Genomic DNA, 14,493 nt, shown 5'->3' with positions numbered 1-14,493 from the left:
CTTCTCGCGGGTCAGCCCGCCTCGGGGTCTCCCTTGGTGTAGCTCAGCCGCTGGACGGCCCCGCTGGTGCCCACGTTCTTGACTTCCTTGCCGTTCACGAACAGCTTGATCGCCCCGGCGTTGCCCAGCACCAGGTCGATGCGCCTGCTGTCGCTGAAGGTCTTGGAGTCGCCCTCGCGCAGCACGCCCTCCTGGATCAGCCGGCCGTTGTGGTCCTGGGCGGAGATCCAGCTCTGGCCGCCCTCGGCGGTCAGCTTGACGGTGACCTTGTCCGCCGGGACGCCCGCGATGGCGCTGTCGGACGGGTCGGGCTTGTGCGGGGTGGCGGGCTTGGAGGGGGCGGCGGTGTTGGTGGGCGCGGAGGCGCTGGGCTTGGGCGAGGCGGGGTCCTCGGCGACGCTCGAACCGTCGCCGTCGCCGCCCCGGAACAGGGTGAAGCCCACGAATCCGACGACGGCGACGATCGCCGCGACCATCGCGGCCGTCCAGTTGGGGCGCCGGGGCTCGGGGCGGATCCGCTCGGCCTCGAACAGCGGCGCCGGCGCGGTCGGCGCGGGCCGGCCGCCGTGCTCGGCGTCGAACTGCGCGATCAGGGACTCCGGATCGAGGCCCACGGCGCGCGCGAGCACCCGGATGTGCCCCCGGGCGTAGACATCGCCGCCGCAGCGCGAGAAATCGTCCTGCTCGATGCCCCGCACGATGGGGGTGCGCACCCTGGTCGAGGAACTGACCTCGTCGACGGTCAGCCCCGCGGAGATACGGGCCTGCTGGAGGGCGCGACCGATGGAAGGCCGGTCGTCTTCGGGGGAGTTGCCGTCTTCGGGAAGGTTGCCGATGGACACGGGGGCGCCTTTCGAGCGTGAGCCACCTGCTGGGGGTTCAGTCTAGGGGTGGGGCGAAAGGGTCGGGCAAGCGGGAGGACGGAGTTTGTCCGCCATCGGGATTGCCGTTCGATCACGATTCTGGGGTCTCACTCCGCCACCTCCCTCAACTTGACGTTTCGGTAGGGGAAACGGTTGCCCGCCAAACCCTTATGAGTGAGCCTTACCGCGGATCACGTCGAGCACGCCATCCAATTCATCCGGCTTGACGAGCACATCGCGCGCCTTGGACCCCTCGCTCGGGCCGACGATGTTCCGGGACTCCATGAGATCCATCAGCCGCCCCGCCTTGGCGAAACCCACCCGCAGCTTGCGCTGAAGCATCGACGTCGAGCCGAACTGAGTGGAAACCACCAGCTCAGCGGCCTGACAGAGCAGATCGAGATCATCGCCGATCTCCTCGTCGACCTCCTTCTTCTTCGACGTCCCGACCGTCACGTCGTCGCGGAAGACCGGTGCCATCTGCTCCTTGCAGTGGGCGACGACCGCCTCGACCTCGGACTCGGTGACATAGGCGCCCTGCATCCGGGTGGGCTTGTTCGCGCCCATCGGCAGGAAGAGGCCGTCGCCCTTGCCGATCAGCTTCTCGGCGCCGGGCTGGTCCAGGATGACGCGGCTGTCGGCCAGCGAGGAGGTGGCGAAGGCGAGTCGTGAGGGCACATTGGCCTTGATCAGACCGGTGACGACGTCCACGGAGGGCCGCTGGGTGGCCAGCACCAGGTGGATTCCGGCCGCGCGCGCCAGCTGGGTGATCCGCACGATCGAGTCCTCGACGTCCCGCGGTGCGACCATCATCAAATCGGCCAGCTCGTCGACGATCACCAGCAGATACGGATAGGGCTTGAGCTCCCGCTCGCTCCCCTCCGGCTCTTTCACCTTCCCCTTGCGGACGGCCGCGTTGAAGTCGTCGATATGGCGGAAGCCGAAGGCCGCGAGGTCGTCATAGCGAAGATCCATCTCCCGCACCACCCACTGGAGCGCCTCGGCGGCGCGCTTGGGGTTGGTGATGATCGGTGTGACCAGATGCGGAATGCCCTCGTAGGCGGTCAGCTCCACCCGCTTGGGGTCGACCAGCACCATCCGCACATCGTCCGGCGTGGCCCGGACCATGATCGATGTGATCAGGCAGTTGATACAGGACGACTTGCCGGAACCGGTCGCGCCCGCCACCAGCACATGCGGCATGGTGGCCAGGTTGGCCGCCACATAGCCGCCCTCGACGTCCTTGCCCAGCCCCACGAGCATCGGATGGTCGTCGCCGACGGAGTCCGCCGCGCGCAGCACATCGCCCAGGTTGACCATCTCGCGGTCGCTGTTGGGGATTTCGATGCCGACGGCCGACTTGCCGGGGATCGGGCTGATGATACGAACATCGGGGCTGGCGACCGCGTAGGCGATGTTCTTGGTCAGCGCGGTGATCCGCTCGACCTTGACGGCCGGGCCCAGTTCCACCTCGTAGCGGGTGACGGTCGGGCCGCGGGTGAAGCCGGTGACGGCGGCGTCCACCTTGAACTCCGTGAACACCTTCGTCAGCGAGTCCACGACCGCGTCGTTGGCCGCGCTGCGGGTCTTGCCTGGGCCGCCGCGCTCCAGCAGGTCGAGCGCGGGCAGCGAATAGGTGATGTCGCCGGAGAGCTGCAGCTGCTCGGCGCGCGGCGGCAGCGGCTCGCCGGACTCGACCGCGGACCGGGTGAGATCGGGGACCCGCTGCGGATCCGCCTCGTCGGCTCCGTCCGGACGGCCCTTCCCGGCCGCCGCCCTGTCCTTGGCGCCGCCCTTCCCGGCGGCCTTTCCGGACTCCTTGTCGGCATCGCGCGCGCCCGGCACCCCGCCGCTCGCGGCCCCGTCCTCGCGCTCGCCCGAAAGCCCGTTGCTGAGCCCGGCGACGAGCGGCGAGGGCTGCACACCGTGCAGCACGGCCCCGTCCAGCGAGGCGGCGGCAGCGGCCGCCACGTCCACCGCGTCCAGGGGCCGGTCGAGCGGCGGTTGGGTGGACGACGAGCGGCGCGAGCGCCGGCGCTTGCGCAGCGCCTCCTCCTCGGCCCGCTCCGGGCCTCCGGCACCGTCCGGGTCCTCTTTGGCGAGCGAGGTTCCGCGAGACCGTCTGGCGGGCGCCTCGCGCCATTCGTCGGCGTACTCCGCCGCGTCGTACGCGTCGTACCCGGCCTCCGACGCGTACGCGTCCTCGTGGTCCCGCACCAGGCCCAGCCGGACGCCCAGCTGCCGCAGCCGCTGCGGAATCGCGGCGACCGGCGTCGCGGTGACCACCAGCAGCCCGAAGACGGTGAGCAGCACCAGCAGCGGTACCGCCAGCACGTCGCCCATCAGGTAGATCAGCGGCCGGGAGACGGCCCAGCCGATCAGACCGCCCGCGTCCTGCATCGCCGCGGTGCCCTCGCCGCGCCCCGGGGCGCCACAGGCGATGTGCACCTGCCCCAGGACGCCGATGACGAGCGCCGAGAGCCCGATGACGATCCGCCCGTTGGCCTCCGGCCGCTCCGGGTGGAGGATCAGCCGGACGGCGATGGTGCCCAGCAGTATCGGCACCACCAGGTCGAGCCGGCCGAAGGCACCGGTGATCAGCATCTCGACCAGCCTGCCGACCGGCCCGTCCAGATTGGACCAGGTGCCCGCCGCGACGATCAGGGCGAGGGCGAACAGCAGCAGGGCGCTGCCGTCCTTGCGGTGGGCCGGGTCGAGTCCCTTGGCGCCGCGTCCTATGCCGCGGAACATCGCCGCGAGGCCGCGCGCCATGCCCATCCACACGGCGCGCGCGATGCGGAACACGCCGCTGGTCGGATTCGGGGCGGGTGCGGGCGCCGCCTTGGCCGCCGCCTTCTTCGACGCCGCTTTCTTCGCGGGCGCGGCGGACTTCTTGGCGGGTGCCTTCTTCGCGGGCGCCTTCTTGGCGGCCGCCTTCTTCGCCGCGCCTCCGGGCTGTCCGGCGCGCTTCTTCGAGGTGCCCGCCGTGCTCTGGGAACCCTTGCCGGACGTACGAGAGGCCATGGAGGCGAGGTTACCCGCGTCCGCCGTACGGAGCACGCATGGCGGGGGCATCAGGCACCACTGACATCACACCGGTGCCGCTGCGCCGACGAGGCGGTGAGACGGCCGTGACGGCACGTCAAAGTGCGGGTGACCGGTCGGCGATGACCGACCGACGGTGACGGTGGGGCGGGCGGATCAGTTCTGCGAGGGGACCTGGCCGGCGCCGCTGCCCGCACCCGGCTCCAGCGCGTCCAGCGCCCGCCGCAGACCGGTCAGCTTGCGCTCCAGATGCGCCGCGGTGGCCACGGCGGCGGCGTCGGCCGACTCGTCCAGCTGCTTGGACAGCGCCTCGGCCTGCTCCTCGACGGCGGCGAGCCGCGCGGACAGCTCGGCGAGCAGCCCCGCCGACTCCTTGGCCTCCCCGGCGGCGGGCTGGCCGCCCTCCAACTGGAGCCGCAGCAGCGACGCCTGCTCCCGCAGCTGGCAGTTCTTCATGTACAGATCCACGAAGACCGAGACCTTGGCTCTGAGCACCCACGGGTCGAAGGGTTTGGAGATGTAGTCCACCGCGCCGGCCGCATAGCCCCGGAAGGTGTGGTGCGGGCCGTGGTTGATGGCCGTGAGGAAAATGATCGGGATGTCGCGGGTCCGCTCCCGGCGCTTGATGTGCGCCGCGGTCTCGAATCCGTCCATGCCCGGCATCTGGACGTCCAGCAGAATCACCGCGAAGTCGTCCGTCAGCAGCGCCTTGAGCGCTTCCTCCCCTGACGATGCCCGCACCAGGGTCTGATCGAGCGCGGAGAGAATGGCCTCCAGCGCCAGCAGATTCTCCGGCCGGTCATCGACCAGGAGGATCTTGGCCTTCTGCACCATGCCCCGTCCTCCTCGTCCCGGCTTGGGGTCTCCCCAGCTCGCAGAGCTGGGGGAAGCACCGGGCGCCGCCCCAGGGGACGGCTCCCTTACGCCGCCCGTCCTTGTGCCGGTCATGGTAGCCGCACCCCGCTGTTCGCCACACCCTGTCACCGCGATGTCACTGTGCACGTAGCAGAAACGCGGTGGGAGACCAGAAGGTTCCCCGAATACCGCGTTCCCACACGTGTTCGGCGACACTCAGTCAACACCACGGTTGTCCCGCGCGTTCCCCGGGTCACTCCACCGACATCCACTGCTCCATCACGGTAAGGAGATGATCGGTGTCGACCGGCTTGGTGACGTAGTCCGACGCGCCCGCTTCGATGCTCTTCTCCCGGTCGCCCTTCATCGCCTTCGCGGTGAGGGCGATGATCGGCAGCCCGGCGAACTGCGGCATCCTGCGGATCGCGGCCGTCGTGGCGTAGCCGTCCATCTCCGGCATCATGATGTCCATCAGGACCAGTACGACGTCGTCGTGCTGCTCCAGGACCTCGATGCCCTCCCGGCCGTTCTCCGCGTACAGCACCTGCAGCCCGTGCTGTTCCAGCACGCTGGTCAGCGCGAAGACATTACGGATGTCGTCGTCGACGATCAACACCTTTTCGCCGTGGAAGCCGCCCACCGGCTCCGGGGCCACCAGGTCCTGGCCGCCCAGCAGCCACGGCTCGGGGGCCTGCGCCTGCCGTCCCGGTCGGCGGCCCGCCGACCGGGCGCCCAACTCCGTCTCCGGCTGCGGCGGGGCCTGCTCCGCGTCGGCGCGCAACGCCTCCTGCTCGGCCCGCTGACGCCGCCGGAACAGCCCGGAGCCGCCACGGCCGCGCGCCGCCGGAGAGCCGTCGGAGGCGTCCTGTGCGGCCTCCTCCCGCTCCGCCGCTGCACCGTTCTCCGTGGTCTCCTCCACGGCGCTGGGGAACGCCTCGAGCGCCAGCGGGGCCGAACTGCTCGGGGCGAGCTGCGGGTAGCCCTGGGGCGGCAGCTCGCTGGGGTGCAGCGGCAGGTAGAGCGTGAACGTCGAGCCACGGCCCGGCTCGCTGGCCGCGTGGATCTCGCCGCCCAGCAGCCGGGCGATCTCCCGGCTGATGGACAGGCCCAGCCCGGTGCCGCCGTACTTACGGCTGGTGGTGCCGTCGGCCTGCTTGAACGCCTCGAAGATCACTCGCATCTTGCTCGCCGCGATGCCGATACCGGTGTCGGTCACCGAGAAGGCGATCATCTCGGCGTCCGCGTCGCGCAGCGCGCCGTGCTCCAGCAACTGCTCCCGGATGGCGTGCGGCACATCCGCGCCCGCCGGCCGGATGACCAGCTCCACGGCGCCGCTGTCGGTGAACTTCACCGCGTTGGACAGCAGATTGCGCAGCACCTGCAGCAGCCGCTGCTCGTCGGTGTGCAGCGTCGCCGGGAGCTCCGGCGACACCCTTACGGAGAAGTCCAGGCCCTTCTCCGCGGTCAGCGGCCGGAAGGTGGCCTCCACATAGTCGACGAGCTGGACCAGGGCGATACGGGTCGGGCTGACGTCCATCTTGCCCGCCTCGACCTTCGACAGGTCCAGGATGTCGTTGATCAGCTGCAGCAGGTCCGAGCCCGCGCCGTGGATGGTCTCGGCGAACTCCACCTGCTTCGGCGAGAGGTTGCCGTCGGCGTTGTCGGCGAGCAGCTTGGCCAGGATCAGCAGCGAGTTGAGCGGTGTGCGCAGCTCGTGCGACATGTTCGCCAGGAACTCGCTCTTGTAGCGCATCGAGACGGCGAGCTGCTCGGCGCGCTCCTCCAGCACCTGCCGGGCTTCCTCGATCTCGGTGTTCTTGACCTCGATGTCGCGGTTCTGGCGGGCCAGCCGCTCGGACTTCTCCTCCAGCTCCGCGTTGGACGACTGGAGGGCCTTCTGCCGGTTCTCCAGCTCGGCCGACCGCTCCCGAAGCTGCTCGGTCAGCTCCTGCGACTGCTTCAGCAGCACCTCGGTCTTGGTGTTGACGCTGATGGTGTTGACGCTGGTGCCGATCATCTCGGCGATCTGGTTGAGGAAGTCCTTCTGGATCTGGGCGAACGGCTGGAACGACGCCAGCTCGATCACGCCCAGCAGCTGCCCCTCGAAGAGCACCGGCAACACGATCACATGGGCCGGAGCCGCCTCGCCGAGCCCCGAGGCGATCTTGAGATAGCCCGGTGGCACGTTCTCCACCAGGATCGGGCGCTTCTCCTCGGCGACCGTGCCGATCAGCGTCTCACCGGGCTTGAAGCGGTTGGGCATCGAACCCTGGGTGTAGCCGTAGGAACCGACCAGCAGCAGCTCGTAGCCGTCGCCGGAGGTGCTGTCCGCGACCACCTCGGTGCCCTCGCCGGGCGGTACGGCCAGGAAGAACGCACCGTGCTGGGCGGAGACCACCGGGGTCAGCTCGCTCATGATCAGCCGGGCGACGTCCTCCAGGTCGCGACGGCCCTGCATCAGACCGGAGATCCGGGCCAGGTTGCCCTTGAGCCAGTCCTGCTCCTTGTTGGCGAGCGTGGTCTCGCGCAGGTTGGCGATCATGGTGTTGATGTGGTCCTGGAGGACCTGGATCTCGCCGGAGGCGTCCACGTCGATCTTGAGGTTGAGATCACCGCGGGTCACCGCGGTGGCCACCTCGGCGATGGCGCGCACCTGACGGGTCAGGTTCCCGGCCATCTCGTTCACCGACTCGGTCAGGTCCTTCCAGGTGCCGGCCACGTCCCGCACCCGCGCCTGGCCGCCCAACTGGCCCTCGGTGCCCACCTCGCGGGCCACCCGGGTCACCTGGTCGGCGAACGACGACAGCTGGTCCACCATCGTGTTGATGGTCGTCTTCAGCTCGAGGATCTCGCCGCGTGCCTCGATGTCGATCTTCTTGGTCAGATCACCCTGGGCGATGGCCGTGGTGACCATCGCGATGTTGCGGACCTGGCCGGTCAGGTTGGACGCCATGCCGTTCACCGAGTCGGTGAGGTCCTTCCACGTCCCCGAGACGCCGGGCACCCGGGCCTGTCCGCCCAGGATGCCGTCCGTGCCCACCTCGCGGGCCACTCGGGTGACCTCGTCGGCGAACGAGGACAGCGTCGTCACCATCGTGTTGACGGTGTCGGCCAGCGCCGCGACCTCGCCGCGCGCCTCGACCGTCACCTTCTTCGTCAGATCGCCGTTGGCGACCGCGGCCGAGACCTGCGAGATGTTCCGCACCTGGATGGTCAGGTTATTGGCCATCAGGTTGACGTTGTTGCTCAGGTCCTTCCAGATACCGGTCACGCCCGGAACCCGCGCCTGACCGCCCAACTGCCCCTCGGTACCCACCTCACGGGCCACCCGGGTGACCTGCTCGGCGAACGACGACAGCTGATCCACCATCGTGTTCACCGTGGTGACCAGCTCGAGGATCTCGCCCTTGGCATCGACGGTGATCTTCTTCGACAGATCGCCCTTGGCGACCGCCGTCGTCACCTCCGCGATCGAACGCACCTGGGACGTCAGGTTGTTGGCCATGCTGTTGACGGACTGGGTGAGGTCCTTCCACGTCCCGGAGACGCCCTGCACCTCGGCCTGGCCGCCCAACTGCCCCTCGGTGCCCACCTCGCGGGCGACCCTGGTGACCTCCTCCGCGAAGGACGACAGCTGGTCGACCATCGTGTTCAGAGTGTTCTTCAGCTCCAGGATCTCGCCGCGCGCATCGACGTCGATCTTCTGGGAGAGGTCACCGCGCGCGACCGCCGTGGCCACCTGCGCGATATTGCGCACCTGGGCGGTCAGGTTGCCCGCCATGCCGTTCACCGAGTCGGTCAGATCGCGCCAGACGCCCGCCACACCGGGCACCTGCGCCTGACCGCCCAGCCTGCCGTCCGTACCCACCTCGCGGGCGACCCGGGTCACCTGCTCGGCGAAGTCGGAGAGCTGGTCGACCATCGTGTTGATGGTGTTCTTCAGCTCCAGGATCTCGCCGCGCGCGTCCACCTCGATCTTCTGCGACAGATCGCCACGCGCGACCGCCGTCGTCACCTGGGCGATACCGCGCACCTGCGCCGTCAGGTTCCCGGCCATGGAGTTCACGGAGTCGGTCAGGTCCGCCCAGACGCCGCTGACCCCGTCCACCCGGGCCTGGCCGCCCAGCCGGCCCTCGGTGCCCACGTCCCGCGCCATCCTGGTGACCTGGTCGGCGAACGAGGACAGCTGGTCCACCATGGTGTTCACGGTGTTCTTCAGCTTGAGCATCTCCCCGGAGACGTCGACGGTGACCTTCTGCGACAGGTCGCCGTTCGCCACCGCCGTGGTCACCTGGGCGATGTTGCGCACCTGTCCGGTGAGGTTCCGGAAGGCGGTGTTCACCGAGTCGGTGAGGTCCTTCCACGTCCCCGCCGCGCCCGGCACCTGCGCCTGGCCACCCAGCTCACCCTCGACGCCGATCTCCCGGGCGACCCGCGTCACCTCGGCGCCGAACGACTGCAGCTGGTCCACCATCGTGTTGACGGTGTTCTTCAGCTCCAGCATCTCCCCGGCCACATCGACCGTGACCTTCTGGGACAGATCGCCGTTCGCCACCGCCGTCGTCACCTGGGCGATGTCCCGCACCTGCGCGGTGAGGTTCCGGAACGCGGTGTTCACCGAATCGGTGAGATCCTTCCACGTCCCCGCCGCACCCGGCACCTGCGCCTGACCGCCCAGCAGCCCCTCGGCGCCGACCTCACTGGCCACCCGCGTGACCTCGTCCGCGAAGGTGCGCAGCGTCTCGGTCATGGTGTTGATCGTGTCGGCCAGCTGCGCGACCTCGCCGCGCGCGCTCACCGTGACCTTCTGCGACAGATCACCGTTGGCGACCGCCGTGGTGACCTGGGCGATCCCGCGCACCTGCGCGGTCAGGTTCCCGGCCATGAGGTTGACGGAGTCGGTGAGGTCCTTCCAGACGCCCGCGACGCCCGGCACCTTCGCCTGGCCGCCGAGCTCGCCCTCGGTGCCCACCTCACGGGCGACCCTGGTCACCTCGGAGGCGAAGGAGGAGAGCTGGTCCACCATCGTGTTGACGGTTTCCTTCAGCTCGAGCATCTCCCCGGACACATGAACCGTGACCTTCCGGGACAGATCACCCTTGGCCACCGCCGTGGTGACGAGAGCGATGTCACGCACCTGAGCGGTGAGCCGGGAGGCCATCGTGTTGACGGACTCCGTGAGGTCCTTCCACGAACCCGACATTCCGCGCACCCGGGCCTGACCGCCCAGCTTGCCCTCGGTGCCGACCTCACTCGCGACCCGCGTCACCTCGTCGGTGAACGCCGAGAGCTGATCCACCAGGCCGTTGACCGTGCGGCCCACCTTCAGGAACTCACCCCGCAAGGGATGCGCCGACCCGTCGGAGCCCTGGGCCCGCAGGTCCATGCGCTGCTCCAGGTCGCCCTCGGCGACCGCCGACAGCACCCGGCCCACCTCGGACACCGGCCGTACGAGATCGTCCACCAGGGCGTTGGACGCGTCAATGGCCGCGGCCCACTGCCCCTCACAGGCGCCGGTCTCCAGCCGCTCGGTGAGCTTGCCCTCGCGGCCGACCACCCGCCGCACCCGGGTCAGCTCGCCCGTGAGCTGCAGATTGCGGTCCGCGACCTCGTTGAAGACCGCGGCGATCTCGGACATCACGCCCTCGCCCGAGACCGTGAGCCGCTTGCGGAAGTTCCCGTCCCGCATGGCCGTCATCGCGGTCAGCAGCCGGTTCAGGGCCGCCGTATCCACTTCGGTCGTCCCATTGCTCCGGGACCGTCCGCCTTTCGCGCGCGTATTCGTGGCCCGCGCCGCTGCGCCAGACTCCACCGTGTCCCTCCCGCAGGGTTGACCGTCCTCGTCGGGTTCTTCTTCCAGCTTCCCCAGTGTTTCACCATGCCCCAACCAGGCCATAACAGTTCGGCAGCATCCCACACCGCCGAGGGCACCTCTGGGTGGAGAAGGCACCTCTGGGTGGAATCGGAGCCGACCGGCATTCGCGAAGGCATCGGTGGTAAGTAACCTGGCAACCGGCCAGGGCATCGGAGGGGCGCTGCGACATGGGTGAGCAGATCGCCGAGACACTTATGAGGAGACCTGTGATCACCGCGCGGGCAGCCGCCACCTTCGAGCCGGTGGGACGCTCGGTCGCCGCCGCCCGCACCTTTGTCCGGGACACCCTCCAGGGGTGGGGCCTCACCGACATCGTGGACGACGCCGTCGTTCTGACCAGCGAACTTGTCACCAACGCGGTGGTGCACGCCGGTACCACCGCCGATGTGGTCTGCATCCGCGCCGACACCGGCGTGCGCGTCGAGGTCGCCGACCGCTACCCCGAGCGCGAGGTCCCGCTGCAGAGCAACGGCGGCCACCACTTCGGGCACCCCGACCGCGAGGGTGGCCGCGGTCTGCTGCTGTGCGCCGCGCTCGCCGGCCGCTGGGGCGTCGAGTACACCGCGACCCACAAGCAGGTATGGTTCCAGCTCGACTTCCCCGACCGCCCGGCCGGCACCCGGGCCGCCGGACCCGCCCTGCCCTCCAGCGCCCTTCCCATCGCCGACGCCCGGGTCCGGGTCGGCGTCGTCCAGGTCGACAGCGGCGGACTGATCAGCGCCTGGAACGACGACGCTCAGGAACTGTTCGGTTACCAACCGGAGCAGATCATCGGCAAGCCGCTGACCGACCTCGCGGCCTGGCCGCACACCCCAGGCACCAGCACCGGCGTCGCCGAGGCGCTCCTGCTCTCCCGCTGGGAGGGCTCCTACGGCATCCGCGGCGCCGACGGCCGGGTCTCCCCCGTCTACGCCTCCCATCTGCGCGTCCGCGACGCCGAGGGCGAGCCGTCCACCGTCTGTCTGCTGGTGCGCGACCGCGAGCGCGCCGTGCTCCAGAGCCCGATGCGCGGTGCGAACGTGGACACCGCCGAAACCGCCGAGCGGGGCCCGGCCACCGACGCCTTCGAAGTCTTCATCGGCTCCCCGGCCCCCGACGACCTCGACGGACTGCTCCAGCGCACCGTCGAGCGGGCCCGCGACATGCTCGACGGCGACGCCGCCTATCTGCTGCTCGCCACCGACGACGAGACCGAGCTGGAGGTCCGCGCCTCCACCGGGCTGCCCTCCGCCCGCCAGCGCTTCGCCCGCGTCCCCGTCGAAGCGGGCACCGGGCGCTACGGCTCGGCCCGGATGCCCGCCGTCCACGAGGACCTGTCCGCGGTGCCCGGCGCCGTACCCCTGCTGGTGAACACGGGGATGCGTTCCGTGGTCACCGTCCCGCTGAAGGTCGAGGGCCGGCTCACCGGCTCGCTCGGTGTCGCCGCCGAGTCCCCCGCCCGCTACAGCAACGAAGAGGCCCTGCGGCTGCAGTTCGCCGCCGACCGCATCGCCCTCGCCGTCGAGCGCGCCCGCCTCACCGAGCTGGAGCGGCTGCGCCGCGGCTCCCTGTCCTTCCTCGTCGAGGCGTCCGACCTCCTCGCGGGCACCCTGGACCGCGATCAGACGCTGGCGCTCATGGCCCAGATGACGGTGCCCACGCTGGCCAGTTGGTGCGCCGTCTATACGGTCGCCGACCAGGCGTCCGAGCCCGAGCTGTCGTACGTTCTGCATGAGGACGAGGACCGCATCGACGGGCTCAAGGCCCTGCTGATGAAGATCGACCCACCGGAGCAGGTCCCAACCGGCGGCGCCCGCGGCTGGTCCGGCCCCTATGACGCCGCCCACGCCGCCGCCCTGCGCACCTCGCTGCGCAGCCTCAGCCTCGGCGACTCCGCCCGCCCCTCCTCCGGCCCCGGCGCCTCGCTCGCGACCGCCTCGGCGGTCGGCGGAGAGACGGTCGTGCTGCCCCTGGTGGCCCGTAACCGCGTCATCGGCATGCTCATCCTCGGCAAGCCCACCGACGAACACTTCCGCCAGGAGAACCTGGAGCTGGCCGAGGACCTCTCCCGCCGGGCCGCGCTCGCGCTGGACAACGCGCGGCTCTACTCGGAGCGCACCGCCATCAGCCAGTCCCTGCAGCGCAGTCTGCTGCCGCCCGAGCAGCCCGAGGTCCCCGGAGTCGAGGTCGAGGTCATCTACCGCGCGGCGGGCGAGGGCAACGAGGTCGGCGGCGACTTCTACGACCTCTTCCCGATCCGCGACGGGGCGTACGGCTTCGCCATCGGCGACGTCTGCGGCACCGGACCGGAGGCGGCCGCGGTCACCGGACTCGCCCGGCACGCCCTGCGGCTGCTCGCCCGCGAGGGCTTCGGCGGTCCGGCGGTCCTGGAACGGCTCAACGCGGCGATCCTCGACGAGGGCGCCCGCAGCCGCTTCCTGACCCTCCTCTACGGCGAGTTGTGGCCGCAGCACGACGGCAGCGCGGTGCTCAAGGTCGTCTGCGCCGGACACCCGCTGCCGCTCCGGCTGCGCCAGGACGGCAGCATCGAGGCGGCTGCCGAGCCCCAGCCGCTGCTCGGCGTCATGGAGGACCTCGAGCTGTACGAGCAGACGATCACGCTCGACCCGGGCGATGTGCTGCTGTGCGTCACCGACGGGGTGACGGAGCGGCGCGAGGGCACCAGGATGCTCGGCGACGACGGCCTTATCGACGTCCTCACGACCTGCACCGGCCTTACGGCGGGCGCGGTGGCCTCCCGGGTGCTGCGGGCGGTCGAGCGGTTCGCGGCGGAGCCGCCGTCCGACGACATGGCGATCCTGGCGATGCGCGTCCCGGAGCCCGAGCCCGCCGACGCCTGAGGCGCCCGGGCATCGCCGGGCTCCGGCGATGCCCGAACATGACGAAGGCCCCCGCCACCTGGCGGGGGCCTTCGCAGGAGAGCCCCAATACGGAATCGAACCGTAGACCTTCTCCTTACCATGGAGACGCTCTGCCGACTGAGCTATTGGGGCGCGTCGACGAGATCGATCATACCCGAACCCGGGTGCGCTCCCGACCACGCGCCCCGTGGCTCAGGCGGCTGACTGCAGTAGCCCGCCCAGCGCGTTGCAGGCCGAGACCACGCGCTGCAACTCCCGCCGCGACATGGTCGGATCGACGGGCAGCGCAAGGCACTCATCGGCCGCGCGCTCGGTCTCCGCGAGCCATAGATCGCGCCGGAAGCGCGCGGTGCGGTGCGCGGGCGTCTGTACGGGTACATGGCATACGACACCGCGAGAACGCAGCGTACGGGCGAAGGCGTCCCGGTCCGGCCGGCCGTTGCCGGGAACCCGGACGACGTATTGCTGGTAGGTGTGTTGCACACCGGGCGCGACAGGCGGCGTGAGGACGCCGCGCAGCTTTCCGTCCAGATAAGCCGCGTTGGCCTGCCGCCGCAGTATCTCCCCGGCGGGCTCGCCGGCAGCCCCGTGTCCGATCACCAGCACGCCGTGCCGCTGGCCGAGCTCGGTGAGGGCCGCCATGTCGGCGGGATGTCCGAAGGTGTGAATGGCCACGATGGCCGCGGTCCTGGGCGTCAGCGCCTGGGCCACCGCGGCCGGGTCTATGCAGTAGGTATGGGCGTCGATGTCCACGAACACCGGCCTGGCGCCGGCCAGCAGCACCGCTTCCGCGGCTTCGGGAGTGCCGTAGGACGGCACGATGACCTCGTCGCCCGGTCGCACACGCGCCCGGGTCAACTCATGCAGCAGCTCATCCGTAGGAGTCCCCATGAGCGGCATCGTGCCCAGACAACATGAACACCGAGTGGCTCGCAACACAACAAGAGAAGAGCCCTGCCGGTAACCGAAGTCCCGGCAGGGCTCTCTGCAAAAT

Annotated in this window: 6 protein-coding genes and 1 tRNA gene; 1 reads left to right on the top strand and 6 read right to left on the bottom strand. The window is 70.1% G+C overall.

What is annotated here, in order from left to right:
- Positions 1 to 11: 11 nt before the first annotated feature.
- The 4 genes from JK364_RS20635 to JK364_RS20620 form a co-directional block, all read right to left on the bottom strand.
- On the bottom strand, positions 12 to 842 hold the full coding sequence (locus JK364_RS20635) for a helix-turn-helix domain-containing protein (protein WP_201852609.1): 831 nt from the start codon (positions 840 to 842) through the stop codon (positions 12 to 14).
- Positions 843 to 1,031: 189 nt separating this feature from the next.
- Positions 1,032 to 3,887, bottom strand: coding sequence for a DNA translocase FtsK (locus tag JK364_RS20630; protein ID WP_201852608.1), 2,856 nt, complete (start codon positions 3,885 to 3,887; stop codon positions 1,032 to 1,034).
- 177 nt (positions 3,888 to 4,064) lie between these two features.
- Positions 4,065 to 4,742 carry a response regulator gene (locus JK364_RS20625; RefSeq protein ID WP_020868040.1) on the bottom strand — a complete coding sequence of 226 codons (678 nt, stop codon included), beginning with the start codon at positions 4,740 to 4,742 and terminating at the stop codon, positions 4,065 to 4,067.
- 274 nt (positions 4,743 to 5,016) lie between these two features.
- On the bottom strand, positions 5,017 to 10,575 hold the full coding sequence (locus tag JK364_RS20620; RefSeq protein WP_201852607.1) for a HAMP domain-containing protein: 5,559 nt from the start codon (positions 10,573 to 10,575) through the stop codon (positions 5,017 to 5,019).
- 269 nt (positions 10,576 to 10,844) lie between these two features.
- Here JK364_RS20620 and JK364_RS20615 point away from each other — a divergent pair, with 269 nt between their 5' ends.
- On the top strand, positions 10,845 to 13,478 hold the full coding sequence (locus JK364_RS20615) for a SpoIIE family protein phosphatase (protein WP_201852606.1): 2,634 nt from the start codon (positions 10,845 to 10,847) through the stop codon (positions 13,476 to 13,478).
- Between the two features lie 80 nt (positions 13,479 to 13,558).
- On the opposite strand, the gene JK364_RS20610 is transcribed toward JK364_RS20615, so the two are convergent.
- Together JK364_RS20610 and JK364_RS20605 are read right to left on the bottom strand one after the other, a co-directional pair.
- Positions 13,559 to 13,631: transfer RNA gene (locus JK364_RS20610), tRNA-Thr, on the bottom strand.
- Positions 13,632 to 13,691: 60 nt separating this feature from the next.
- Entirely contained in the window at positions 13,692 to 14,390 is a 699-nt protein-coding gene (locus JK364_RS20605; protein WP_201852605.1) for a DegT/DnrJ/EryC1/StrS family aminotransferase, read from the bottom strand.
- Positions 14,391 to 14,493: the final 103 nt, after the last annotated feature.

It is taken from the genome of Streptomyces endocoffeicus, assembly GCF_016741935.1.
GTDB classification, from domain to species: Bacteria; Actinomycetota; Actinomycetes; order Streptomycetales; family Streptomycetaceae; genus Streptomyces; species Streptomyces endocoffeicus.
Note: the sequence above shows the minus strand (reverse complement) of the source record. Positions and strands in the feature narration are given on the sequence as shown.